The following is a 25,420-nucleotide window of genomic DNA, read 5'->3' as shown; positions in this document are numbered from 1 at the left end:
CTCGGGTATGATCGGGTCAGACCGTTGTTCGTCCGGTCGTCGTCCGTCCGATTAATAAGAGAAAATCCATGTCCGTACCGGCATCGCAAGAACCACACACTCCGCAGCAGGACGCCCTGCGTAGCGCCGACCTGAGCGAACTGCTCGGCCACGTCCACACCTGTTGGGACAACGAGCGCCGCTCGCTGTCGCGCCAGCTGCACGACAGCCTCGGCTCATCGCTGACCGCGCTGACCATGCACCTGGGCCTGCTGATGCAGAAACTGCCGCCCGACCAGGCCTTGCAGGACCGCGCCGGCCACATGAAAAAGCTGCTGGGCCAGATCGTCGAAACCAACCGCCAGATGCAGCTCAAGCTGTGGAACGACAAACTGGAATTCCTCGGCGTGCGCGTCGCGCTCGACGAGCTGGTGACGCAGTTCGGCGAACAGCGCGGCATCACCGCCCGCTGCAGCCTGCCGGAAGAAGAACTGGACTGCCCGCGCAGCCACGGCATCGTGCTGCTGCACACGCTGGAAGAGGCGCTGCGCAACATCGCGCAGCACGCGCAGGCCAGCGAGATCGACGTCATCGTCGACGACAACGAGGATGAAACGATGTTGACGGTGAAGGACAACGGCGTCGGCCTCAGCGGCCCGGTGGCGGCCGGCCAGCCGGTCGGCAAGTTTGGCCTGCGCATGGCGCGCGAGCGCGCCGCCTATCTCGGCGGCACGCTGACCTTGTCGGCAGGCGCCGAGCGCGGCGTCACGCTGACGATGATCCTGCCGAAGCCGCCCAAGGACGCTAGTGTAGTTTGACCAGCGGCGTGGTGCGCTTGATCAGGAAGCGCGCCACCGCCAGCACGCCGGTGCGCACCGTGCCCAGCACGGCCTTGTGGTGCATCAGGTGCAGGCTGACATACATCATGCGCGCGACGAAGCCGTCGACAAACCAGCTCAGGCCCTTCAACGAGCCCATCAGGCTGCCGACCGAGGTGGTCTGGCCGAACGACACCAGCGAACCGTAATCGCGGTACACATACGGCTTGCCCTGCGGCGGCTGGCCCTTGTGCTGGCGCAGGAAAGTCTCGACCAGGTAGTCGGCCATCTGGTGCGCCGCTTGCGCGCGCGGCGGCACCAGCTTGCCGTCCGGCCCCTCGCAGGCGGCGCAGTCGCCCAGCGCGTAGATATAATCGAAGCCCTTGACCGCCAGCGTGCCGTCGACATCGAGCTGGCCCGACCTGGTGGTCGGCAGGCCCAGCGTCCTGAGGAAGTCCGGCGCCTTGATGCCGGCTGCCCACACCACGATCTGCGCCGGATAGACGGTGTCGCCGGCGGTGACGCTGGCGCCGTCGATGGCGGTCACGCGCGTGCCGGTCACCACCGTCACGGCGCGCTCGCGCAGCAGTTCCAGTGCGGCGCTCGACACTTTCTCAGGCAGTGGCGCCAGGATGCGCGGCGCCCCCTCGAGCAAGGTGATGCGCACGTCGCGCTCGGCCTGTAACTGGCGGAAGCCATAGGTGGCGTACACATCGCTGGCCTCGCGCAATTCGGCCGCCAGCTCGACGCCGGTGGCGCCGCCGCCGATGATGACCACATCCACGCCAGCCTCCGGCTGCACGCTTTTCTTCAGCTCGGCCAAGGTCAGCAGCTTGAGCAGCGTCAGGCGGAAGCGCTCCGCGTCCTCGGTGGCGTTCAGCGAAATGGTGTGCTCGGCCGCGCCGGGCACGCCGAAATAATTGGAGGTGCTGCCGACCGCCATGACCAGTTTCTCAAAATGGATCTGGCGCTGCGGCAGGATTTCCTCCTTGTGCCCCTCGCCGCTCGCGATGGCGCCGACGGTCAGCACGCGCTGGCCGGCATCCAGCGCCAGCATCGGGCCGTAGACGAAGGTGAAATGGTTGTCATGCGCCAGCATCTGGTACGACAAGCCTTCCTGGTGCACATCCAGCGTGCCGGCCGCAACCTCGTGCAGCGACGGCTTCCAGATGTGGAACAGGCGGCTGTCCACCAGCATGACTGCCTGCGGGCCGAGCTTGCGGCCCAGCTTGCAGGCGAGCTCCAGCCCGCCTGCGCCGCCGCCAACAATGACGAATTTACTTTGCAAAACTATTCTCCTGTGGCGGCACATGCCGCCGGTTATCGGTCGTGGCGATCGTGTCCGCGGCCGTGGTCCGGGCCCCGGCCGTGATCGGGGCCGCGGCCATGCTCCGGTCCGCGGCCATGGCCCTTGCCATGGTCGGGACGGTGGTCGGGACGGTGGTCGCGATGGTCATTATGGTGCTGCTCATGGCGCGGTCCGCCATGGCCATGTCGCTCACGGTAGCGCGGCACGTACTGCTTGTTATACCAGCCGTCCTGCACGAAATACACCCTCTGATTGCATGCGTGGTAAGCGCGGCAATGCTTGCGCCAGTTCTTCGCATGGCCTGGCGGCACGCGCAGATAAATCGGCGCGGCCTCGACGTAATGCACCGGGCGCTCGATCAGCACCGGCTGGCGGTAGATGACCTGCGGCGGCGGATAGTCGCCGATGTCGATGCGGCCGTAAAAACCGGGCTGGCCGACACTGATGGACACCGCGGTGTTGGCTGCAAAGGCAGAGGCGGACAGCGCCAGCAGGCTGGCGGCGAGTAACGTGGCTTTCATGATGAGTCTCGATTCTTTACACGAGCGAACTTGCTCACCACTTAGCATAATAAATGCTCCGGGATTTTTCTGTGCGGTGACGAACATATCTTACTCGTGCTAAACTAATCGTTCGATACCTAATCATTAGCTATAAAATTATATGCCTTCTATAGAAGAACGATTCTCGGCCGCCCTGCATGGCTCGGCGCGCGCCTGGCGGCTGGCGATCGACCGCCGCCTCAAGCACCTGGGCCTGAGCCAGGCCAGCTGGATGGCCATCGCCCTGACCGCCAAGGAAACCGAGCCGCCGTCGCAGACGCGGCTGGCGGCGCGCGCCGGCGTTGAAGACCCGACCATGGTGGCCACCATCGACCGGCTGGTCAAAGCCGGCTACATGCTGCGCACGCCTTCCGCGACCGACCGCCGCGTCAAGCTGCTGAGCCTGACGCCGGCCGGACAGGAAGTCTACCAATCGGTATGGAAGGAAGCCGACGCCTTCCGCCGCGAACTGCTCGGCAATGTCGATCCTGGCACGCTCGACACGGTGACCACCTTCCTCGAAGCGATCCAGGCCCACATCGAGTCGCTGCCATGAGCGCCACCGTCCCCGCCGCCGCGGACGACGGCCTGAACCGCCGCATGATCACCGTGTCGATCATGCTGGCCACGGTGATCCAGGCGCTCGACGGCACCATCGCCAACGTCGCGCTGCCGCATATGCAGGGCAGCCTGTCGGCCTCGCAGGACCAGATCACGTGGGTGCTGACCTCCTTCATCGTTGCCGCCGCCATCGCCACGCCGCTGACCGGCTGGCTGTGCGACCGCTTCGGCCAGAAAAATATTTTCCTCACCTCGGTGGCCGGCTTCACCATCGCCTCGGTGCTGTGCGGCCTGGCCGGATCGCTGACCGAGATCGTCGTCGCCCGCCTGCTGCAAGGCCTGTTCGGCGCGGCGCTGGTGCCGCTGTCGCAGGCCACGCTGCTTGACATCAACCCGCGCGAGAAACACGGCTCGGCCATGGCGGTGTGGGGCATGGGCGTGATGATCGGGCCGATCCTCGGGCCCACGCTGGGCGGCTGGCTGACCGACAGCTACAACTGGCGCTGGGTGTTCTTCATCAACGTACCGATCGGCGCCATCGCTTTCTACGGCATCTGGCGCTACATCAAACAAGCCGATGCGCCGCGCAAGATGCAGTTCGACGCCTTCGGCTTCGCCACGCTCAGCCTGGCCATCGGCGCGCTGCAGATGCTGCTCGACCGCGGCGAGCAGAACGACTGGTTCAATTCCACCGAGACGTGGGTGGAGGCCGTCATCCTGGCGCTGAGCTTTGCCTACTTCATCGCCCACACCGCCACGCGGCCGGCCGGCAAGTCCTTCTTCGATTACCGGCTGCTGCGCAACGCCAACTACGTCAGCGGCCTGTTGTTCATCTTCGTGGTCGGCGTGGTGCTGTTCGCCACGCGCGCGCTGACGCCGACCATGCTGCAAGGCCTGATGGGCTATCCGGCCAAGATCGCCGGCCTGGTGACCGCGCCCAGCGGCATCGGCACCATGCTTGCCATGATGTTCGTCGGCCGGCTGGTCGGCAAGGTCGATCTGCGCTTGCTGCTGGGCGGCGGCTTCCTGATCACCGCCTTCTCGCTGTGGCAGATGTCGCGCTACACGCTGGTGCTGTCGCAGAGCGACATCGTCTGGCCGGGCGTGATCCAGGGCCTGGGCCTGGGACTGGTGTTCGTTCCGCTCAGCGCGGCCACTTTCGCCACGCTGTCGCCCGAGCTGCGCGCCGAAGGCACGGCGATCTATAGCCTGATCCGCAACATCGGCAGTTCGATCGGCATCGCGCTGGTGCAAACGCTGCTGGTGCGCAACACGCAGACCGCCCATGCGTCGCTGACCGAACACATCACCAGCAGCAATCCGGCGCTGCTCGACAACCTGGCCACGCCGCAAGCGGCGGCCGCGCTGAACAACGAGATCACGCGGCAGGCCTCGATGATCGCCTACGTCGACGATTTCTGGCTGATGTTTATGTTGACGCTGTGCGTGATACCGCTGCTGGTGCTGGTCAGGCCGCCGGCGAACAACGCGCCGCCGGACACCGCCCACGCGGCAATCGATTAAGGACTTATCAATGAAAACCAGATTCAAACCGGTCGCCCTGCTGGCAGCGCTGGCCCTGGCCGGCTGTGCCGCCATCGCGCCGGACACGCAGCCGCTGCACCAGCGCGACCTCGCCGGCGCCGAACTGTCGGCCGGCATCAAGCTCGCGCACGAAGGCTGGCCGGAAGCGCGGTGGTGGACCAGCTACCACGACGCCCAGCTGGACGCCCTGATCGAGCAGGCGCTGGCAGGCGGGCCATCGCTGGAGGTGGCGGCGGCGCACATCGGCACGGCGCGCGCCTCGCTGTCGCGCAGCCTGGCCGACCTGGGGCTGGAAAGCTCGCTGTACGCCAACGCCAACCGCCAGCGCTATTCCGGCACCGGCCTGTTCCCCGAACCGATCGGCGGCGCCTGGTTCACCACCGAAACGCTGCGGCTGGACCTGCGCTACAACTTCGACTGGTGGGGCAAGAACCGCGCGCAGGTGGCGGCCGCCGTCGGCGAGCTCAATGCCGGCCGCGCCGCCTACGCCGAAGCCGAACAGGCGCTGGCCGCGTCGATTGCGCAAAGCTACTTCCGCCTGCAAGGCGCGTGGGCGCGGCTGGCCAACAGCGAGCAGCTGGCGGCCACGCAGAGCGCGCTGGCGCAGGACCAGGCCAGGCGCATCGCGCACGGGCTGGACGATGCCGACGCGCAGCGCGCGGTGCAGGCGGAACTGAGCCTGATCCGCAAGCAGCAGGCGCAACTGAAGGCCGACATCGAGCACGAACGCGAAGCGCTACGCGCGCTGGCGGGCGCCGACAACCGCGCGCTGGCCGAGCTGCAACCGGCGGCGCTGGCGCCAGCCCCGCACCGGCTGCCGGCCCGCCTCGGCATCGAACTGCTGGCGCGCCGCCCGGACCTGCAAGCGGCGCGCTGGAAGCTGGAAGCGTCGCTGGGCAAGATCCAAGCAGCCGAGGCAGCCTTCTACCCTGACCTCAACCTGACCGGCTCGATCGGCCTCGACACCATCAAGCTTGACAAACTGCTGCAAGCGGCCAGCCGCACCGCCTACGTCGGCCCGACGCTGACGCTGCCGCTGTTCGACAGCCGCCGGCTGGACGCGCAACTGGACGGCGCCCGCACCAACCGCAACGAACGCGTCGCCGAATACAACCAGACCATTGTCGAAGCGGTGCGCGAGGTGGCGCAAGGCGGCGCGCAGCTGCAAGGCATCGAACAGCAGATCGCGCAGCAGGCGGCCGCCACGGCGGCGGCGCGGGCGCAACTGGCGGCGGCGCAGGCCCGGCTCGAGCACGGCCTGGCCAACCACAGCCAGCTGCTGAACGCCCGCCTGGCGCTGCTCCGGCAGCAGGACGCCGATCTCTATCTGCAACAAGTACAACTGCTGGCCGAAGTCGCGCTGACCAGGGCGCTGGGCGGCGGCTATCACGAACAAGCGCCGCTGGCGACCGCATCCAAATAGGACCACATCATGAGCACTGCAACCACGCAACCGAACGAGAAAAAACGCAAAACCCTGCTGGCCGCGATCACGCTGGCCTTCATCGCCGCCGGCGTCGCCTACGCCGCCTATTACCAGGCCGTGCTGTCCAAGGTGCAGCAGACCGACAACGCCTATGTCGGCGGCAACCTGGTCAGCCTGTCGTCGCAGGTGACCGGCAACGTCACCGAAATCCGCGCCGACGAAACGCAAATGGTGCAGGCCGGCGCGCCGCTGATCCAGCTCGACGCGGCGGACGCCGACATCGCCCTGCAGCAAGCCGACGCCAGGCTGGGCGCCGCCGTGCGCCAGCAACGCCAGCGCTACGCCGACGTCGCGCAGTACGACGCCACCATCGCGCTGCGCCAGCTGCAACTGAAGCACGCCGAAAGCGACCTGGCGCGCCGCGCGCCGCTGGCCGCCGACCATACCGTCTCGGGCGAGGAAGTCGACCACGCGCGCCAGGCGGTGGACGACGCGCGCGCCGCGCTGGCGGTCGCGGTGAAGCAGGAGGAAGCGGCCAAGGCCGGCGTCAGCGGCGTCAGCGTCGCGCTGCACCCGGCGGTGCAGGCGGCCAGGGCCGACTACGTGCAGGCCTGGCTGGCGGCGCGCCGCAACACGATCCTGGCGCCGGTATCGGGCTATGTGGCCAAGCGCAGCGTGCAGATCGGCGCGCGCGCCACGCCGGGCACCGCGCTGATGGCGATCGTGCCGCTGGACCAGTTGTGGGTGGACGCCAACTTCAAGGAATCGGAGCTGAACAACATCCGCGTCGGCCAGCCCGCCAAAGTGGAAGCGGATATGTATGGCGGCAAGGTGACGTTCCACGGCCGCGTGGTCGGCCTGTCGGCCGGCACCGGCAGCGCCTTCGCGCTGCTGCCGGCGCAAAACGCCAGCGGCAACTGGATCAAGGTGGTGCAGCGGCTGCCGGTGCGCATCGCGCTCGACCCGCAAGAGCTGAAAGCGCATCCGCTGCGCATCGGCCTGTCCACCACGGTATCGGTGGACATCAGCCACACCGATGGCCCGGTGCTGGGCGCGGCCATGCCGCCAACGCCGGTCTACACCACGCAAGCGCTGAACCAGCCCCTGCAGCAGGCCGCCAGCGCGGCCGACACCATCATCTCGCACAACCTGTAGGCACTAAGGCTTCAGCAGCTCCTGGTCGAGCTGCCGCATCGCCGTCTGCGCCTGCGCGATGACGCGGTCGGCGATGCGCTGGCGCATGCCCGGCACGCGGCCGGCGGCTTCGGCTTCCAGCACGATCGGCGTCAGGATCTGCAAGGCCGAATCGCGGAAGCCTTCAGCCACCTGGTCGAGCTGGGCGTTGAAGGACTGTTCGGCCGCCAGCAGCTGCTTGCGCAGTTCCTCCTCGAAGACGACGCGCTTGTCGCGGATTTCCATGCGCTTGCGCTTGCCGCCGTCGGCAAACCATTTGAACGCGCCGGCCAGCAGCACCGCGCCGCCGACGAACGGCGCCACCGGCGCCACCACCGGCAAGACCACCGCCGCGCCGATCAGGTAGGCGGCGGTGCCGGTGCTGGCCGCCACCGCCGCGCCGCTGACCAGCGTGACGCTGGCGGCCGTGTCCAGCGTGTTGACCAGGCGCGTGCCGACGCGCAGGCGCGGCATCAGCCTGGCCAGCGCCGCGTGATGCTGACGCTGGAACACGGTCGCCTGCCCCAGCCGCATGCCGGACTGGAACAGGCGCAAGTCTTCCTGCAACAGCTGCAAGGCCTGCTCCTTGCGCCGCACGATGCGGTCGAGGCGGCGCTCCATCTCCTGTCCGAACTGGTTGCGGCCGATGCTGGACCACACGTCCTCGTCCTTCCATTTGTCGCTGTTGAGGCGGTCGCTCATCGCCAGTTCGATGGCGTTGCCGGCGTCATGCACGGCGTCGTCCACCTCTTCGCTCATCAGCCGGCGCTCGTAGGCGATGCGCTGTTCGACCAGCACCAGCCGTTGCGACACCTGGCTTTTCAGGTCGTTGGCGGCGCTCACCAGCGAGGCGGCCGCCGCCTCGCCCAGCGCCAGCAGGCGCGCCTGTTCCAGATAGCTGTTGATGTCCTGCGCGATGGCGGCCGTGGTGCTGCCGACCAGCGCGCGCAATTCAGCCTGGCCGATCTCGCCGGACTGGAAGTTGCGCGCGTGGTCGACCAGCGCCGGCTGGCCGGCGGTGCGGCCGAAGTCGGCCACGGCGTCGGCCAGCGAGCGGCCGCGCACCAGGCGGCGCGCCTGCTCGCCGAGGTTGGCGAGGATGCCGCGCTGTTCGGCTTGCGGCAGACGGTTCAGGTCGTCCGGCGCAAGGCGCACCGCCAGCGCCTTGGCGAAACGCTGCGCCAGCGCGCGGGCGTCAGCGCCGTGCAGCGCCAGCAGCGGCACCACCATGTGCAGCGCCTGTTCGCGCGCGGCCTGGTCGATGCCGCTGCAACTGCGGCTGAGTGCGTTCAGCGCCCAGTCGACTTCGACGCCGGATTCGATGGCGTTCAGCACCAGCGCGGTGAAGACGGCGGACGATTGGCCGTCGCCGGCGATGTCGGTGACGGCGGCGAACTGGGCCAGCGTGAGGCTACCCTCGTTGCCGGCGATGGCGCCGACGGCGCGCGCGTAAGCGGAGCTGAAGCTCTGATCAGAGGATAAATGCTCGTCCAGCGAGCGGACGGCGAGCTGCGATGACGGACTATTCACGCCTGCTCCAGTTGGTTGTAATGCCATTATGGCATTGTAACTGAAGCCGGCTCAGCGAGGCAGATAGCGGATCAGGGCAATGACGGCGCCGATGGTCACGCCGGTCTGGGCGATGAACAGCGTGACAAACAGCGTGATCATCCATTTGACCATATCGAATTTCAGGTCCTGTAACTGGGTGCGTATCTCGGCCCGCACCCAGTCCCTGGTGGCCATGGATTCCTGAATATTGTGCAGCACCTCGCCCAGCGCATCGGCGTGCGCCACGGCCTGCTGGGGCGGCACGCCACCCTCTTCCAAGTGCTTGCGATATTTGGCTGATTCGACGGAGTTCATGTGATCAGTATGCGCCGCGCGCCGCCGAATGCAAGCGGCACACTCTGATCCAGATCAGACCTGGGCGATCTCGGTCGACAGGATCAGCGTTTCCTTGATTTCCTCCATCACCACATAGCTCTTCGACTGCGCCGCACCAGGCAGACTGAGCAACATCTCGCCCAGCAGCTTGCGGTACTCGGCCATTTCATGGATGCGCGCCTTGATCAGGTAGTCGAAATCGCCCGACACCAGGTGGCACTCCTGCACCTCGGGGATGCGCAGCACCTCGCGCCGGAACTGCTCGAACGCCGGCCCCGATTTCTGGTTCAGCGTAATCTCGACAAACACCAGCAATTTGGCGCCCAGCGCGGGCGGATCGATACGCGCGTGATAGCCGGTGATGACGCCGTCGCGCTCCATGCGCTTGACGCGCTCGATGGTCGGCGTGGTCGACAGGCCGACCTGCTCGCCGAGGTCTTTCATCGAAATCCGCCCGTCCTGCTGCAGGATCTGCAGTATCTTGCGGTCCAGCTTGTCCAGGCCGCGGACCGATTCTTTCTGTATTCGCATGATAATCCACTATTTTTTTCGAGATATACAGTAACAACCACTAGAAAAACAAGAATACCATAGCGGAATCTAAGGAAGTTAAATAATCGGGGGCAATATGCGCGTAGTTATCCTGGGTAGCGGAGTCATTGGCGTCACCAGCGCCTACTATCTGGCCAAGGCCGGCCACGACGTTACCGTGCTTGATCGCCAGCCCGGCCCCGCCCTCGAAACCAGCTTCGCCAACGCCGGCCAGATCTCGCCCGGCTACGCCTCCCCTGGGCCGCGCCCGGCATCCCGCTGAAAGCGATGAAATGGATGTTGCAACGCCACGCCCCGCTGTCCATCACGCCGGACGGCACGCTGTTCCAGCTGCAATGGATGTGGCAAATGCTGCAAAACTGCAATGCCGAACGCTACGCCATCAACAAGGAACGCATGGTGCGCCTGGCCGAATACAGCCGCGACTGCTTCAAGGCGCTGCGCGCCGCCACCGGCATCGAATACGAAGGCCGCCAGCAAGGCACCACCCAGCTGTTCCGCACCCAGCAGCAGCTGGACGCGGCCGCCAAGGACATCGCGGTGCTGGAAGAAACCGGCGTCCCCTACGAGCTGCTGGGCCGCGAGCAACTGGCCGGCGCCGAACCCGGCCTGGCGCGCGACAAGCTGGTCGGCGGCCTGCGCCTGCCCAACGATGAAACCGGCGACTGCCAGTTGTTTACCACCCGCCTGACCGCGATGGCCACGGAGCTGGGCGTCAAGTTCCGCTACGGCATGGAGATCGACGGCCTGCTCACCGAAGGCGACGCCATCCGGGGCGTCCAGTGCGGCGACGAGCTGGTCACCGGCGAATCGTATGTGGTGGCCATGGGGTCGTATTCGACCGCGCTGCTAAAGAATCTGGTCAAGATTCCGGTCTACCCGCTGAAGGGCTATTCGATCACCGTGCCGATCGTCGACGCCGACGCCGCGCCGGTCTCGACCATTCTGGACGAAACCTACAAGATCGCCGTCACCCGCTTTGACGACCGCATCCGCGTCGGCGGCATGGCCGAGATCGCCGGCTTCGACACCCGCCTCAACCCGCGCCGCCGCGAGACGCTGGAAATGGTGGTCAACGACCTGTTCCCCGGCGCCGGCAACACCGCCGAGGCCACGTTCTGGACCGGCCTGCGCCCGATGACGCCGGACGGCACGCCGATCGTCGGCCGCAGCGGCCTGCGCAACCTGTACATCAACACCGGCCACGGCACGCTGGGCTGGACCATGTCCTGCGGCTCGGCGCAACTGCTGTCGGACCTGATCTCGGCGCGCCGCCCGGCCATCCGCGCCGACGACCTGGCGGTCAGCCGCTACGGCGCCGAGCGCGCGCGCGCGCGCCGCAACTGGTCAACGCCTGATTTTCCGCTCACCCGTGCGCGACGCCGCCCCGCCGTCGCGCACGTCCCCTCCCCTGCCGTGCATGACACTAGCGTGACAGCACTGTCGCATCGCCGCCGCTATCGCTCGAATACCTTCAACAACGCTGCATGGAGCGTTGAGATTGGGGCCAAGCCTGCGTATAATTTTGACCATGAACAAACTTGAAGCATTTGGCCACATTGCGGCCCTGGCCATACGAGGCGAACTCGTTTTCCCTACCAGCGTCAATGCGGCGCTGCGCGTACAACTGGCGCTGGACGACCCGGACTGTCCGATCGACACCGCCATCAGCCTGGTGCTGGCTGAACCATTGCTGGCCGCGAAGACGGTCGCGATCTCCAATTCCGCCATGTTCAACCGCGCCGGCGCGCCGGTGGTGACCAATGTGCGCGGCGCCATCATGCGCATCGGCTACCAGAACCTGTTCGCGCTGGCCGCCGCCATGGTGGTGCGCCAGTTCGGCAGCAAAATCTCCAACCCCGAGGTGCGCGCCAAGGCGGAAAAGCTGTGGGACCACACGCTGGCCGTGGCCGCGCTGGGCCGCCTGATCGCGCGCGACGTCACCGGCGTCAACGAGGACACCGCGCTGTTTGCCGGCATCGTGCACGAGGTCGGCGGCTTCTACCTGCTGTCGCGCGCCGACGAATTCCCCGGCCTGCTGGAAGAAGACCCGGAGAACTGGCACTCGGCCAGCGAGGAAATCATCACGCGCGAAGTGATGCGCAAGCTGTGCATACCGGAGCCGGTGGCGGACGCCATCGAAGGCCTGCGCGACAGTTTCATGTCGATCCCGCCCGACACGCTGCTCGACACGCTGCTGCTGGCCAACCACCTGACGCCGGTGAAGTCGCCGCTGCAGGAGCCGCAGCGCGAGCTGCCGCCGCACTCCGACTCGGCCATCGACCTGTTCATCGACGAGCAAAAGCTGGCAGCCATGCTGGACCAGGCCAAACGCGACGCGGCGGAAATGAGCGCCACGCTGCTGGTCTAGGCGCGCATGCAGACGCCGTCGCTCTCCTACGGTTCCGATCAATCCGGCCTGGTGTGCGGCTATCTGTTTGGCCGCGCGGCCGACGGCAAGGGCGTGCCGCTGGACACCGCCGGCGCCCGCCAGTGGCTCGGCGAGCGCGACCGGCATCCGCAGGAATTCGTCTGGCTGCACTTCAACCTGGCCAACACCGCCAGCGAAAAATGGCTACACGAGCACGCCGCGCTGCCGGAGGAATTCTACGACAGCCTGCACGAAGGGCCGCGCTCGACGCGCATCGAACTGGCCGACAACACGCTGATCGCCGTGGTCAACGACGTGGTCCACGACTTCACCTACGAGCCGTCCGACATCTCCACGCTCTGGCTCAGCGTCGACCGGCAGATCGCCATCAGCGCCCGCCGCAAGCCGCTGCGCGCGGTCGACAGCCTGCGCAACGCCGTCCGCAACGGCGAGCCGATCCGTTCGTCGGTGGAATTGCTGATCCACTTGCTGCGCGACCAGGCCGACGCGCTGATCAAGATCGTGCGCGACGCCATCACCACCGTCGACAACATCGAGGACAAGCTGCTGGCCGGCAAGCTGACCACCAAGCGCGCCAACCTGGGCGCCTTGCGCCGGGTGCTGGTGCGCCTGCAGCGGCTGCTGGCGCCGGAGCCGGCCGCGCTGTTCCGCCTGCTGCAAAAGCCGCCGCTGTGGATGGCCGACATCGACACCCAGGAATTGCGCCAGTCGACCGAGGAATTCTCGATGGTGCTGGCCGACATGGCCTCGCTGCAGGAACGCATCAAGCTGATTCAGGAGGAAATCGCCGCGCTGGCCGGCGAAGCCAACAACCGCAGCCTGTTCGTGCTGACCGTGGTGACGGTATTGGCGCTGCCGATCAACATCATCGCCGGCCTGATGGGCATGAACGTGGGCGGCATCCCGCTTGCGGACTCGCCGCACGGCTTCCTGGTGGTGGTGGTGATCGTCGCCAGCTTCACCGTGATCGCCGGCTGGCTGGCCTTCCGCCGCCAGCGCGACGTGGGGCCGGACTGAGCGAGCGCACGCGCCAGGCGCCGGCCAGCGCGGCGGCGACGCCCATGCCCAGCGCCACCAGGTTATCGCGCCGGTAGGCGGCGCGCACCTGTTCCAGGCGCGCCACCGGCTTGCCGCCGACCGCCACCACATAGGCCGTATAAAACGGCCCGGGCGCAAAGCCGACGGCGCTCTGCTGCGAGGGCAGGAACTGCACCGTCAGCGGATACATGGTGGCGTCGCGGACGGTCTGGCGCTGGCGGCCATCGGCATCGCCCTTGGCCTGCACCACCAGTTGCCGCTGGTCGGACAGAATAAAATACAGCGCGCCGCGCGTCTCCTGCTGCCACACCACGCGGCCACGCGCGGTTTCGAGCTGGGCCGCCTGCGGAAAGCGGTACTCCAGCACGCCGAACAGGCCGATCAGGGCCACGCCCAGCCACAGAAAAAGTAAGCGCCCTGGGCGCCGGCCAGCCAGTCTTTCATGATGACGCGATCCGAAGCAAATGAACGCCATCATACGTGATATTGTGTACGGACCATCAACTACACCGGATACACAGTTATGCGTCTGATCATCGCCCTCATCTTGCCATGGCTAACCTTCTTCACGATCGGCCGCCCGTTCGCCGGCATCATCTGCCTGATCCTGCAAATCACGCTGATCGGCTGGCTGCCAGCGGCGATCTGGGCCGTCTACGCGCTCAGCCAATACAAAACCGACCAGAAAATCGCCCGCGCCCTCGGCCGCTAAGCCGGGGGCAGCCCGCGCGGACTTTATAAAGCTTTTTGTTTTACTTATTGTTGAGGCAGCGCTACAGTGGCGGGCATGAAGACGCCTTTGCTTATTTTTTCCGCCTGCCTGCTGGCCCTGCTGTCGACCATCGGCGCGGCGCTGCCTTATCCGATCCTGCCGCCGCTGTTTGCCGACGGCAGCACCAATGGCCTGAACTCCTTCCTCGGCTTGCCGCCCAAGCTGCTGTTCGGGCTGGCGCTGACGATCAACCCGGTCGGACTGCTGATCGGCTCCGCCCTGCTCGGGCCGATGTCGGACCGCTACGGCCGCCGCCCGGTGCTGCTGCTTGCCTCGGTCGGCGCCGCCATCGGCCACGCCGTCACCGCCGCCGCGCTGCTGATCGAGTCCTACCCGCTGTTCATTGTCGCTCGCTTCGCTACCGGCTTGCTGGAAGGCAGCGGCTCGGTGGCGCGCGCGCTGCTGGCCGACCGCCTCGACGGCGACCTGCGCCGCAAGGCACTGTCGTGGCTGAATGGCGCCTTTACATGGGCTGGCTGGCCGGGCCGCTGCTGGCCGGCGCCACGCTGCAGTTCGGCCTGACCACGCCGTTCTGGGTGGCGGTCGCCGCGCTGCTGCTGGTGGCGGCGCTGGTGGCCGCCGTGCTGCCGCCGGAAGCGCCGTCCGGCGCTACGAGCTCGTGGTGGCAGGTGGCGCGCGAGCGCCACGCGCTTAACCTGCTGCGCGAGCCGGACCTGCGCGGCCTGTTCGTTATCACGCTGGCGTACACCTGCGGCGTCACCGGTTTCTACGAGTTTTATCCGCTGTGGCTGGTGGAGGTGCCCGGCTTCGACGCCCAGGGCATCGCCTGGACCACCGCCGCCATGTGCGCGGTGATGACCGCCACCACCATCGTCGCCGGCCGGCCGTTCCGCGGCGAGCCGCTGCTGCGGGCGCGGCTGTACGCGTTTGCCGTGGCCGCGATCATCGCCGCGCTGGCCGCCAGCAACGCTACCCTCGGCCTGCTGTGCATTGTGCTGTACGGGATTCCGCACTCGTTCTACAACGCCATCGTGCCCAATTATTGCGCCGAGCGCTTCGGCGGCGCCCACGGCCAGGGCGCGGTGATGGGCCTGATTTCGACCACCTTCTGCCTGGCCAATATCATCATGGCGCTGGCCGGCGCGGTGCTGACCTTGATCGACACCCGCCTGATCCTGCTGCTGGGCGCCTGCCTGACCGCCTGGTCGGCCTGGCGCATGCGCGGCTGGCACCGCAGCATGCATGCCCCGGTCGAGGGGCGCTGCCATGAATACCGCCGAACAGACGCTGTTCCTGATCAAGACGCGCGGCCCGCAGACGGCGCAACAACTGGCCGCGCTGCTGAACCTGACCTCGATGGGCGCGCGCAAGCAGCTCGAAGCGTGGCAGCAGAAAGGCATGCTCACCTACGAGGACGTGGCCGACAAGCCGGGCCGGCCGGCGCGCCGCTGGCTGCTGACCGAGGCCGGCCACGCCCGCTTTCCCGACCGCCACGCCGAGCTGACCGTGCAGCTGATCGACCAGGTGCGCAGCCTGTTCGGCGACGCCGGCCTGGAAAAACTGATCGCTTCGCGCGAGCAGGCCAGCGAACTGGAGTACCGGCAGCACCTGGCCGCCAGCCGCACGCTGCCCGAACGGGTGGCGGCGCTGGTGCGGGCGCGCAGCGCCGAGGGCTATATGGCCGAGCTGGAAGCGCAGACCGACGGCAGCCTGCTGTTGGTGGAAAACCACTGTCCGATCTGCGCCGCCGCCAGGCAATGCCAGAAGTTTTGCCGCTCGGAGCTGGAACTGTTCCAGCGCGTGCTGGGGCCGGACTGTTCCGTGGGGCGCATGGAACACATGCTGGCGGGCGCCCGCCGTTGCGTGTACGTCATCAAGCAGATACAATAAGAATAGTTCTCATTCCGATTCTTATTCGCTAATAACAACAAGGAGTTCTGCATGCCCCGTCACCTGCCCCTGCGCCCGCTGCTGCTGGCGCTGTCGATGATTTATTCCGGCCACGCCTTTGCCGGTGAAGCCGACACCGCGCCCACGCCCGAGACCCAGCTGCAAACCGTGACCGTCACCGGCACGGCCGACCAGGACGCCTACACCACGCGCGCCACCAAGTCGGCCGGCAAGCTGGAACTGTCGCTGCGCGAAACGCCGCAGTCGGTGTCGGTGGTGACCCGCGCGATGATGGATGACTTCAAGCTCGACAACATCAACCAGGTGCTGGCCAGCACCACCGGCGTCACCGTCGAGCAGGTGGAAACCAGCCGCACCTACTACACCGCGCGCGGCTTCGACATCATCAACTTCCAGTATGACGGCGTCGGCATGCCGCAGGTGTTCGGCAACGTCCAGGGCGACCTCGACACCGCACTGTACGAGCGCATCGACGTGGTGCGCGGCGCCAACGGCCTGATGACCTCGACCGGCAACCCGTCCGCCACCATCAACTTCATCCGCAAGCGCCCGACCGCCAGCACCCAGGCCAGCGCCAGCGTCACGCTCGGCTCGTGGGACAAGCGCCGCGTCGAAGGCGATGTCAGCACCAAGCTCAACGAGAGCGGCACGGTGGCCGGCCGCGCCGTGCTGGTGCACGACGAAAGCAACTCCTACATCGACCGCTATGCGCCGACCAAGAACGTCGCCTACGCCGTCATCGACGCCCACCTGAGCAAGGACACGCTGCTGACCATCGGCCACACTTACGAGGCCAACCGCATCGACGGCCCGATGTGGGGCGCGCTGCCGCTGTACTACACGGACGGCACGCCGACCAACTACCCGGTCGGCACCAGCACCTCGGCCGACTGGTCGGAATGGAACACCACCACCAACAGCAGCTTCGCCGAACTGAGCCACAACCTCGGCCAGGGCTGGACCGCGCAAGGCACGCTGACCTACATCACCTTCAAGTCCGACTCCAACCTGGAATATGTGTACGGCACGCCGGTCAAGGGCACCGGCGGCGGCCTGTACTCCTATCCGTCGCAATACCTGGCCGACCAGAAGCAGAAGCTGGCCGACCTCTCGGTCGACGGCAAGTTCAACCTGGGCGGGCGCACGCACGACATCAGCTTCGGCTACAGCTACTCCAACAGCACGCTGAAGGACGTCTCCAACTACGGCCAGGGCATCGGCACCGAGCTGCCGGGCCAGACCGCGTTCGACGGCAGTTATCCGAAGCCGACCTTCGACGCCTCGGTCGACGGCAGCAGCTATGAAGACACGCGCAACACCGTGTTCCTGGCGGCGCGCTTCAACCTGGCCGACGCCTGGAAACTGCTGGGCGGCGTCAACCACACCCGCGCGCGCAGCAGCGGCAACTCCTACGGCACCAGCAAGTACCGCTCGGCCAGCAAGAGCACGCCCTACGTCGGCGTGGTCTACGACATCGACCGCACCTGGTCGGCCTACGCCAGCCACACCGAGATCTTCAACCCGCAAAGCGAGATCGACGCCAGCGGCGCGCCATTGGCGCCGGTCGAGGGCAAGACCACCGAGGCCGGCGTCAAGGCGGCCTTCTTCGACAACCGGCTGAACGCGTCGGGCGCCATCTTCAAGAACAAGCAGGAGAACACCGCCGAGCAGGCCGGCATGATCGGCGCCAAGGCCTACTACCGCGGCGTCAACGCGCAGTCGGAAGGCTTCGAGCTCGAACTGGCGGGCGAGCTGGCCAGGGGCTGGCAGGCCAGCGCCGGCTTCACCCGCGTGACCTCGCTGGAAGGCGACAATGGCCAGGCCGTGCGCACCTTCGTGCCGCGCACCACCGCGCGCCTGAACACCACTTACCAGGTGCCGGGCCTGCCGGCGCTGAAAGTCGGCGGCACGCTGGCGTGGCAGAGCGAAACCTCGATCGACCAGGTCCCGGGCGTGCGCACCGTGCAATCGTCGTATGCGACGCTGGGCCTGATGGCGCGCTACCAGATCGACAAGCACCTGGCGCTGTCGGTCAACCTCAACAACGTCAACGACAAGAAGCACCTGACCAGCCTGTACTGGACCCAGGCCTACTACGCCGCGCCGCGCAACGGCAGCGCCACCCTGAGCTGGAGCTACTAAGCGGCGCGCACGGCTGGCGCGGCCAACAACTGCGCCAGCTGCGCCGGCGGCAGCGGACGGCTGAACAGATAGCCCTGCATTTCGTCGCAGCCGTTCTCGCGCAGGAAGCTGCGCTGCTGTTCGGTTTCCACGCCCTCGGCGATCACCCGCAGCTTGAGGCGGTGCGCCAGCCCGATGATGGAGCTGGCGATCGCCTCGTCGCCGCTGCTGCGGCCTAGATCCCGCACAAACGACTTGTCGATCTTCAGCGTCGAGATCGGGAACGACTTCAGCGCCGACAGGCTGGAATAGCCGGTGCCGAAATCGTCGATCGACAGCGACACGCCCATCGCCTTCACCTGCGTCATCTTGGCTACGGCCTGCTGCAGGTCGCGCATGATCACGCCCTCGGTCACTTCCAGTTCCAGCCATTGCGGCGCCAGGCCGCTGTCGGCCAGCGCCCGCCGCACGCGCTCGACCAGCCGCTGCTCCTCGAACTGGCGCGGCGACACATTGACCGAGATGCGCAGCGGCGGCAGGCCGGCGTCCTGCCAGGCGCGGTTCTGCGCGCAGGCGCTGCGCAGCACCCATTCGCCGAGCGCGACGATCATGCCGCTTTCCTCGGCCAGCGGGATAAAGCGGTCCGGCCCGATGACGCCGTGCTCCGGATGCTCCCAGCGCACCAGCGCCTCGACGCCGAACACGCGGCCGCTGTGCAGGTCCACCTTGGGCTGGTAGACCAGGCGGAACTGCCCTTCCTCCAGCGCCCCGCGCAAGCCTTCGAGCAGCACCAGCTTTTCCTCGATGCTGGCGTTCATCTCGCGCGTGTAGAACTGGATATTGTTCTTGCCCAGGTCCTTGGCGCGGTACATGGCGGCGTCGGCGTTCATCAGCAGCGCGCCGGCGTCGCCGCCGTCGTTCGGATACACCGCCACGCCGATGCTGCAACTGACCTGCACGTCCTGGCCGCTGACCCTGACCGGTCGCAGCACCGCCTCGCGCACCCGCTCCAGCAGCGGCGCCGCGTCCAGCAGCGAGCCGGGCTCGTTCAGCAGCAGCACGAATTCGTCGCCGCCGAAGCGGCCGACCGTATCGCTGGCGCGCAGGCAGCCCGCCATGCGGTCGGCCACCACCTTCAGCAGCTCGTCGCCGGCGTTGTGCCCCAGGCCGTCGTTGACCAGCTTGAAGCCGTCCAGGTCGATGAAGGCCACCAGCACCGTGCCGCTGTTGCGGCGGGCCTGGGCGATGGTCTGTTCCAGGCGGTCGGCGATCAGGCTGCGGTTGGGCAGGCCGGTCAGCATGTCGTGGTGCGCCAGGTGCAGCATGCGCTCCTCGGCCAGCTTGCGCTCGGAGATATCGCGCACGATGGCCACCACGCCGCCCTGCACCGCCACCGCCTGCTGGTGCAGCCAGCGCGCGCGCAGCTGCGGCACGGTGTTCTGCCATTCCTGCTCGTGCATGCCGCCCAGCCGGGTGACCTGGATCAGGTGCTTCAGCATGCCGTTCTCGCGCGCCTGCGGGATCAGCCCGCACAGCGTGGCGCCGCACAGCTGCTGCTTGCTGGCGCCGGTCATCTGCACCGCGCGCTGGTTGGCGTCGACGATCTTGAAGTCGGCGATCATGCCGGCCGCGTCGCGGATCTCGCGCAGCACGAAAAAGGCGTCCAGGCTGGCGGCCGACGCCGCCGCATAGGTTTCCTGCGCGCGCCGCATGCGCGCACGCGTGCGGGCGCCCTGCCACGACCACAGCCACAGCAGGCCGGTGACCAGCACCAGCGCGCCGCTGAGAATCGCGCCCTGCCACAGCTGGTCGCGGCGGCGCGTCTCGAACGCCGCCATCAGTTCCTGCTCGTCCAGCCCCACCAGCACGCTGAGGGCCACGCCGTGCAGTTCGCGCATGCCGCTGTAGCGGCCGCCGATCTGGTTGCCGACCTCGCCCTCGGAAGTGCCGAGCCGCTGGCCGAAGCTCATCTTGTCGCCGGTGCGCAGCGCGCGCACCACGCCGTCCGTGCCCACCAGCCCCAGCATGCCGCGCTCGCCGAGGCGGCTGCGCTCGTAGCTGCTGGTGAAATAGGCCGGATCGGTTTCCACCACCACGATGCCGGCAAAGCGCCCGGCGCCGTCGTCCAGCCGGCGCGTGAAGTGGATGTGCCACTCGCTGTTGGCGGAGTCGCGCAGCACCGGGCTGACGTAGGTGGCGCCGCTGTCGTGCTCCTGGTGGAACTTGAAGTATGCCTGGCCGGCCACCGAGATCGGCAGCGCGCGCGGATTGCTGGCCACCGTCACGCCGTTGCGGTCGACGATGCTGACCACGAACACCACGCCCGGCGGCAGCAGGCCCTCGCGCGCCAGCTCCGGCAAGGCGCCCAGCGCGCCCTTGCGCTCGACCGCGTACTTCAGCATGCGCAGCGTCTGGTCGATGCCGTCCACGCTGCGCGCCACCTGCGCCTCGTAGGTGCCAAGCATCTCGTGCAGCGAATCGTCGGCCGCTTCGCGCGCCAGATCGCGGTCGGCGTCGATCTGGTGGAACGTCACCAGCCAGATCGCCACCAGCAACAGCAGCGCAAACAGCGGCAGCGAAACGTGGGTGTCGAGACCGCGCCGCAGCCAGCGCGCGCGCAGGGTTTCCTTGTGGTTCATGGCGTCACCTGTAGCACTTTGACGCTGGCATCCAGCGCCGATTTGTCGATGTAGGCGATCATGGCCGGATTCTCGGCCACCAGGCGGCGCGCGGCCACGCTGCCCGGCAGTTCGCGCGGCGGGTGGCCGCGGCCGGTGAACACCATCTTGCTCCAATAGGCTTTCATCAGCGCCGGCGAGCGCGCCGCCACGCTGAGATAGAACTCGTCGCGCAACGGGCTGCCGAGCGGCAGGTCGAGCGCCTGCGCCTCGCCGCCGCCGGGAAAGCGGCCGCTCTGCGCCAGGAAAATCGCCGCCACCTGGTCGGCGCGCAGGCTGGCCAGCGGGTTCCTGGCCGAGACGATGACGACCAGGTCGGCGGCCTGCGCCAGGCCGCCGAACCACAGCAGCGCCGCCAGCGCGCATCGGGCAAATAGCTTCAACATGGCGCCGGCCTCAGAACACCAGATCCAGCGCCGCCGTCAGCACCGTGACCGGCTGGCCGGCGCGGAAACCCGGCTGCACGTTGATGAAGGTGCCGGTCGATCCCGGCTCCGGCGTGATGCGGTCGTATTGCAGCTTGAGCGCATAGTCGGGACGCAAGTCCCAGCGCAGCCCGGCGCCGACGGTATGCTGGCGCGGAATCGCCGCCAGCAGGCGATTCAGTCCGGCGTTCAGCGCCGCGCCGGCCGGCGCCCGCTGCGCGGGCACAGCGTCCAGATCCAGCCCGGCCATGGTGGTGGCCCCGTTCGGGCGCGAGCGGGAATACAGCAGGTATGGCGTCAGCGCGCGGTAACGGTAGCCGGCGCTCAGGTAGCCGGCGGTTTTATCGCCGAGGTAGGAGTCGGCCTGCATGCGGCCGATTTCGGCCATCATGAACCAGTTGCCGGGATCGTAACTCAGGCTGGCCGTCATCACGCGCACGTGCTTGTGCGCCACCTCGTAGCGCCGCACCAGCGCCGCGCCCTGCTCGCCGAACTGGCGCAAGCCGTCGAACAAGGGATTGGCGACATCGACGCTGAGGTGCGAATGCAGCAGGCTGGCGCGCACCGTCAGCGCGCCGCTGGTGCTGGTGTTGGACACGCCCGCCAGGCCATGCGCCCGCACCCGCGCGCGCGACGACGCCGGAATATCGGTGCGGCCGTAGAGCAGTTGCGTGACGTTGTTGATATCGCCCATCTGCCAGCGGTAGCTGGCGTCGACGCCATCGCTGCTCGATGGCGGAATGGCGCCGTACACCTCCACCGGCGGCCGCACCCAGGGCAAGGCATAGCCGACCTGGCCGTAGTCGCCGCTGAGGAACAGCGGCATGGTGGTGCGGCCCGCGCGCACGCTCAGGTCCGGCGTCACGCGGTACTGGATGTTGGCCCATTCCACCGTCGGCGCGTAGCCGCGCGGCGTGCGCTTGAACACCACTTGCAGCACCGCCGCCCAGTCGCGCTCCAGGTTCAGGTCCAGTTGCGCGCCGGCGCGGCTATCGACTTTGGCGCTCCACGCGCCGCTGTAGCCGACGGCGCCGGGACTGAGCATGTTGGCGCTGAAGTCCGCCTGCTCGTTATTGCTGTGCGCCAGCGCCAGCGTGCCGAAGCCGCCCAGCGTCCAGCGCGGCGCGGCCGCCTCCTCGCCTGCCAGAGCGGCACAGCAGCTCAGCATCATCACGCTCGCCGCTAGGGCGCGCTCCGGCGTAAGGACTACGGTCATGAGAATTCCTGTTAATGCCCCCAAAGGCCACGGCGCGCACGGACGGCCGCCGGCTGCGCAAGGGCAGCGGATTTTTGGGCTGGGGGGATGAAGTCGGGGCACGAGGATTGGGTGCCCATGAACTTTATACTGCATTAAAGAAACTGTCGATACTTTTGGGAAATATACCAAAAGATTCTCACCAAAAATCACACTTATGGCGAATTCTGGTGCAAGAGCGTCATGGTTGCAGTTGCAGCGCTTGCATTAACTTATCAAGGCTATAAGGTTTCAGCAGCAATTGCGCGCCTTCCAGCGGCGCGCGCGGATGCTGGCCACTGGCATAGATCACGCGGATGGCCGGCTGCGCGGCGCGCGCCCGCGCCGCCAGCACCTCGCCGGACAGGTCGGGCAGCGAGATATCGGTCAGCAGAACGTCGAACGGCTGGGCGTCCAGCAGCGTCAGCGCAGCGGCGGCGTCGCCGGCTTGCGCGACCGTGTGGCCCAGCAGTTGCAGCAGCTCGGCGGTGGTGTCGCGCAGTTCCGGCTCGTCCTCCACCAGCAGGATGCGGGTGGCGCCGCCCTCCTGCGAGACCGCCGCAGGCGATGCCTGCGGCGGTGGCGCGGCCCGCAGCTGCGCCGCATGCTGGCGGTTGGCCAGCACATGGCGCACCTTGCGCGCCAGCGCCTCGCGCGTGTACGGCTTGCCAAGCAAATCGACGCCGGCGTCGAGGCGGCCGCCGTGCACGATGGCGTTCTCGGTATAGCCGGAGGTGAACAGCACCGCCATGCCGGGCTGGCGCTCGCGCGCCTTGCGCGCCAGGTCCGGGCTGCGCAGGGGACCGGGCATCACCACGTCGGTGAACAGCAGGTCGATGTGGATGCCGCTGTCGATGATGCTCAGCGCACTGGCGGCGTCGCTGGCCTTGAGCACCTGATAACCCAGCTCGCCCAGCAGCTCGACCACCGTGGCGCGCACGCCGTCGTCGTCCTCCGCCACCAGGATCGTCTCGGAGCCGCCGACGATGGCGCGCGCCTCCGGCGGCAGCGCCGTGTCTTCCGCCTCCATGGAGCGCGGCAGGTATAGCTTGACCGAGGTGCCGCTGCCGACTTCACTGTAGATTTTCACGTGGCCGCCCGACTGGCGCGCAAAGCCGTACACCATCGACAGTCCGAGGCCGCTGCCCTTGCCTTCCGGCTTGGTCGAGAAGAAGGGATCGAACGCTTGCTCCAGCACTTCCGGCGTCATGCCGCTGCCGGTGTCGCTGACGGCGATCACCACGTACTGGCCGGCGTGCACCTCGTGGTGGGCGGCGGCGTAGTCGTCGTCCAGATGGGCGTTGCCGACCTCGATGGTCAGCCTGCCGACGCCGTCCATGGCGTCGCGCGCGTTGATGCACAGGTTGAGCACCGCGTTTTCCACCTGCGTGATATCGACCAGCGTGTTCCACAGGCCGCCCGAGATCACCATCTCGACCTCGATTTCTTCGCCCAGGCTGCGGCGCAGCATGTCCTCCATGCCGGCGATGAAGCGGCCGATCCTGACCACGCGCGGATCGAGCGCCTGGCGGCGGCCGAAGGCCAGCAGGTAGCTGGCCAGCTTGGCGCCTTTGGTGACGCCGGCCAGCGCGCTGTCGAGGCGCCGTTCGGCGCGCGCGTTGCCGGCCACGTCGCCCGCCAGCAGCTGCAGGTTGCCGGAAATGACTTGCAGCAGATTGTTGAAGTCGTGCGCCACGCCGCCCGTCAGCTTGCCGATCGCCTCCATCTTCTGCGACTGCTGCAAGGCCAGCGCGGTGCGGCGCATTTCCTCGGCCGCCGCGCGTTCGGCGGTGATGTCGCGCCCCACCGCGTGCACGTAGCGCGCGTCCGGCGCGGCCGTCCACGACATGATGGCGTAGCCGCCGCCCTTGCGCAGCGTGCGGTTCTCGAAACGGAAGGTGACCGCGCCGCCGGCCAGCGCGTCCATCTCCGCCGCCGACGCCTTCAGGTCGTCCGGGTGGATCAGGGTGTAGAGCGAGGTGCCCACCACCTCGGCCGGCTCCCAGCCCAGCACGCGCGTAAAGGCCGGATTGATGGCGGTGATCCAGCCTTCCAGCTCGGCCACCAGCATCACGTCGGTGGCGTAGCGCCACATGCGGTCGCGTTCCGCCGTGCGTTCGGCCACTTGCTGGCGCAGCATGGCGGCGGTGGATTTCTGGTCCTGGATGTCGGTGTTGGTGCCGACCCAGCGCTGCACCGCGCCATGTTCATCGACGATGGGCAAGGCGCGCACCAGGTGCCAGCGCCAGGCGCCGTCGGCGCGGCGGATGCGGAACTCGGCTTCGAAGGTCTTGCCGGCGGCGATGGCGGCGTACCATTGCTCGGTGGCGGCGTCGCGGTCCTCGCTGTGCACCATCTGCCGCCAGCGCTCGCGGTCCAGCGGCACTTCGCTGCCGGTGTAGCGGTACACCTGGTCGTTGAACCAGTCGACGACGCCGTCGGCATGCGAAGTCCACACCTGGCTCGGCATCGACTGCGCCAGCGTGCGGAAACTGCTCTCGGCGGCGCGGGCCTGTTCGCGCTCCTCGCGCAGGCGGCGTTCGGCCGCCACCTTGGCCGTGGTCTCGACCACGATCACCATCACGCCCACCGGCTGGCCCGCCTCATCGACGATGGGCGAGTAGTCGAGATTCATCCACACCTGTTCCGGCTTGCCGGAGCGGTGCAGCGTCAGTTCCTGGTCCTGGTAGGCCAGCGTGCCGCCGGCCAGGCCGACCTTGATCACATGGTCGTTGAAGTCCGCCACCTCCGGCCAGGCCTCGCGCACATTGGCGCCGAGCGACATCGGATGGCGGCTGGCGGCAAACAGCGAGTAGCCGTCGTTATAGATCATCACGCCCTGCTCGCCCCACAGCGTGACGATCGGCACCGGCGAGCGCAGCATCAGCGCGATGGTGGTCTTCCGCGATGGTGGCCAGCGGTCGATGGGTCCCAGCGGCGTTTTGCTCCAGTCATGGGCAGCGATGATGTGGGCGAGTTGGCCGCCGCCTTGCAGGAATGAATGGTTCACGGACGAAGAAGATAAATCGGGTTGCTGGATTATAGCTTTGTCCAGCACATAAATTCGCGCCCAAGCGCAATCGTGCATTGCTATGG

General features: G+C 67.4%; 21 protein-coding genes and 2 pseudogenes. 12 read left to right on the top strand and 11 right to left on the bottom strand.

The window, feature by feature from the left end; all coding sequences use genetic code 11:
- Window positions 1-68: 68 nt before the first annotated feature.
- Entirely contained in the window at window positions 69-797 is a 729-nt protein-coding gene (locus tag ACRQ5J_RS12550; protein WP_432377260.1) for a sensor histidine kinase, read from the top strand.
- Here ACRQ5J_RS12550 and ACRQ5J_RS12545 read toward each other — a convergent pair.
- Together ACRQ5J_RS12545 and ACRQ5J_RS12540 are read right to left on the bottom strand one after the other, a co-directional pair.
- On the bottom strand, window positions 784-2,085 hold the full coding sequence (locus ACRQ5J_RS12545) for an NAD(P)/FAD-dependent oxidoreductase (RefSeq protein WP_432377259.1): 1,302 nt from the start codon (window positions 2,083-2,085) through the stop codon (window positions 784-786). The genes ACRQ5J_RS12550 and ACRQ5J_RS12545 overlap by 14 nt on opposite strands.
- 32 nt (window positions 2,086-2,117) lie before the next feature.
- Complete coding sequence (locus ACRQ5J_RS12540) at window positions 2,118-2,627, bottom strand: hypothetical protein (protein WP_432377258.1); 510 nt, start codon at window positions 2,625-2,627, stop codon at window positions 2,118-2,120.
- A 142-nt stretch (window positions 2,628-2,769) separates the two neighbouring features.
- Here ACRQ5J_RS12540 and ACRQ5J_RS12535 point away from each other — a divergent pair, with 142 nt between their 5' ends.
- From ACRQ5J_RS12535 to ACRQ5J_RS12520, 4 genes are read left to right on the top strand one after another with little or no spacing between them, the layout of a single operon-like run.
- Window positions 2,770-3,204 (top strand): MarR family winged helix-turn-helix transcriptional regulator, encoded by a 435-nt coding sequence (locus ACRQ5J_RS12535; protein ID WP_432377257.1) that lies wholly within the window; start codon window positions 2,770-2,772, stop codon window positions 3,202-3,204.
- A complete protein-coding gene (locus tag ACRQ5J_RS12530) occupies window positions 3,201-4,733 on the top strand; it encodes a DHA2 family efflux MFS transporter permease subunit (protein ID WP_432377256.1) in 1,533 nt (510 codons plus the stop codon). The genes ACRQ5J_RS12535 and ACRQ5J_RS12530 overlap by 4 nt, the downstream gene beginning before the upstream one ends.
- A gap of 10 nt (window positions 4,734-4,743) precedes the next feature.
- The gene (locus ACRQ5J_RS12525; RefSeq protein ID WP_432377255.1) at window positions 4,744-6,177 is read left to right on the top strand and encodes an efflux transporter outer membrane subunit; all 1,434 of its coding nucleotides are present in this window, start codon (window positions 4,744-4,746) and stop codon (window positions 6,175-6,177) included.
- Between the two features lie 9 nt (window positions 6,178-6,186).
- Window positions 6,187-7,335, top strand: coding sequence for an efflux RND transporter periplasmic adaptor subunit (locus ACRQ5J_RS12520; RefSeq protein WP_432377254.1), 1,149 nt, complete (start codon window positions 6,187-6,189; stop codon window positions 7,333-7,335).
- 3 nt (window positions 7,336-7,338) lie between these two features.
- On the opposite strand, the gene ACRQ5J_RS12515 is transcribed toward ACRQ5J_RS12520, so the two are convergent.
- Genes ACRQ5J_RS12515 through ACRQ5J_RS12505 form a run of 3 tightly spaced genes read right to left on the bottom strand, consistent with a single transcriptional unit; the run spans window position 7,339 to window position 9,771 of the window.
- Window positions 7,339-8,883, bottom strand: coding sequence for a hypothetical protein (locus ACRQ5J_RS12515; RefSeq protein WP_432377253.1), 1,545 nt, complete (start codon window positions 8,881-8,883; stop codon window positions 7,339-7,341).
- Between the two features lie 51 nt (window positions 8,884-8,934).
- A complete protein-coding gene (locus tag ACRQ5J_RS12510) occupies window positions 8,935-9,219 on the bottom strand; it encodes a hypothetical protein (protein ID WP_432377252.1) in 285 nt (94 codons plus the stop codon).
- 54 nt (window positions 9,220-9,273) lie between these two features.
- Window positions 9,274-9,771: an Lrp/AsnC ligand binding domain-containing protein gene (locus ACRQ5J_RS12505; protein ID WP_432377251.1), complete on the bottom strand. Its 498-nt coding sequence runs from the start codon at window positions 9,769-9,771 to the stop codon at window positions 9,274-9,276.
- Between the two features lie 97 nt (window positions 9,772-9,868).
- Here ACRQ5J_RS12505 and ACRQ5J_RS12500 point away from each other — a divergent pair.
- From ACRQ5J_RS12500 to ACRQ5J_RS12490, 3 genes and pseudogenes are all read left to right on the top strand, one after another.
- Window positions 9,869-11,127: pseudogene (locus ACRQ5J_RS12500) on the top strand (D-amino acid dehydrogenase); the annotation flags it as partial.
- 196 nt (window positions 11,128-11,323) lie between these two features.
- The gene (locus ACRQ5J_RS12495) at window positions 11,324-12,163 is read left to right on the top strand and encodes an HDOD domain-containing protein (RefSeq protein ID WP_432377250.1); all 840 of its coding nucleotides are present in this window, start codon (window positions 11,324-11,326) and stop codon (window positions 12,161-12,163) included.
- A 6-nt stretch (window positions 12,164-12,169) separates the two neighbouring features.
- A complete protein-coding gene (locus ACRQ5J_RS12490) occupies window positions 12,170-13,201 on the top strand; it encodes a transporter (RefSeq protein WP_432377249.1) in 1,032 nt (343 codons plus the stop codon).
- Here ACRQ5J_RS12490 and ACRQ5J_RS12485 read toward each other — a convergent pair.
- Window positions 13,143-13,613, bottom strand: a complete 471-nt coding sequence (locus ACRQ5J_RS12485; RefSeq protein ID WP_432377248.1) for a hypothetical protein — start codon at window positions 13,611-13,613, stop codon at window positions 13,143-13,145. The genes ACRQ5J_RS12490 and ACRQ5J_RS12485 overlap by 59 nt on opposite strands.
- Before the next feature lie 132 nt (window positions 13,614-13,745).
- Here ACRQ5J_RS12485 and ACRQ5J_RS12480 point away from each other — a divergent pair, with 132 nt between their 5' ends.
- Window positions 13,746-13,934 (top strand): YqaE/Pmp3 family membrane protein, encoded by a 189-nt coding sequence (locus ACRQ5J_RS12480; RefSeq protein ID WP_432377247.1) that lies wholly within the window; start codon window positions 13,746-13,748, stop codon window positions 13,932-13,934.
- Between the two features lie 75 nt (window positions 13,935-14,009).
- Window positions 14,010-15,022: pseudogene (locus ACRQ5J_RS12475) on the top strand (MFS transporter); the annotation flags it as partial.
- Here the strand turns inward: ACRQ5J_RS12475 and ACRQ5J_RS12470 are convergent.
- Window positions 14,995-15,195, bottom strand: coding sequence for a hypothetical protein (locus ACRQ5J_RS12470; protein WP_432383724.1), 201 nt, complete (start codon window positions 15,193-15,195; stop codon window positions 14,995-14,997). The pseudogene ACRQ5J_RS12475 and the gene ACRQ5J_RS12470 overlap by 28 nt on opposite strands.
- Window positions 15,196-15,221: 26 nt before the next feature.
- Between ACRQ5J_RS12470 and ACRQ5J_RS12465 the strand changes: the two genes are divergently transcribed.
- The gene (locus tag ACRQ5J_RS12465) at window positions 15,222-15,845 is read left to right on the top strand and encodes a helix-turn-helix transcriptional regulator (protein WP_432383641.1); all 624 of its coding nucleotides are present in this window, start codon (window positions 15,222-15,224) and stop codon (window positions 15,843-15,845) included.
- Between the two features lie 51 nt (window positions 15,846-15,896).
- Window positions 15,897-18,008 carry a TonB-dependent siderophore receptor gene (locus ACRQ5J_RS12460; protein WP_432377246.1) on the top strand — a complete coding sequence of 704 codons (2,112 nt, stop codon included), beginning with the start codon at window positions 15,897-15,899 and terminating at the stop codon, window positions 18,006-18,008.
- Here the strand turns inward: ACRQ5J_RS12460 and ACRQ5J_RS12455 are convergent.
- From ACRQ5J_RS12455 to ACRQ5J_RS12440, 4 genes are all read right to left on the bottom strand, one after another.
- Window positions 18,005-20,626, bottom strand: coding sequence for a bifunctional diguanylate cyclase/phosphodiesterase (locus ACRQ5J_RS12455; protein ID WP_432377244.1), 2,622 nt, complete (start codon window positions 20,624-20,626; stop codon window positions 18,005-18,007). The two genes, ACRQ5J_RS12460 and ACRQ5J_RS12455, sit on opposite strands and share 4 nt — an antisense overlap.
- Window positions 20,623-21,051 (bottom strand): phosphate ABC transporter substrate-binding protein, encoded by a 429-nt coding sequence (locus ACRQ5J_RS12450; protein WP_432377242.1) that lies wholly within the window; start codon window positions 21,049-21,051, stop codon window positions 20,623-20,625. Before ACRQ5J_RS12450 ends, ACRQ5J_RS12455 begins: the two co-directional genes overlap by 4 nt.
- A 10-nt stretch (window positions 21,052-21,061) precedes the next feature.
- Complete coding sequence (locus ACRQ5J_RS12445) at window positions 21,062-22,306, bottom strand: hypothetical protein (RefSeq protein WP_432377241.1); 1,245 nt, start codon at window positions 22,304-22,306, stop codon at window positions 21,062-21,064.
- Between the two features lie 220 nt (window positions 22,307-22,526).
- Window positions 22,527-25,334 carry a PAS domain-containing protein gene (locus ACRQ5J_RS12440; protein WP_432377240.1) on the bottom strand — a complete coding sequence of 936 codons (2,808 nt, stop codon included), beginning with the start codon at window positions 25,332-25,334 and terminating at the stop codon, window positions 22,527-22,529.
- Window positions 25,335-25,420 lie beyond the last annotated feature (86 nt).

It is taken from the genome of Duganella sp. P38 (assembly GCF_050859475.1).
Classification (GTDB): Bacteria; Pseudomonadota; Gammaproteobacteria; order Burkholderiales; family Burkholderiaceae_D; genus Rugamonas.
This window is presented reverse-complemented; position numbering and strand designations above follow the sequence as displayed.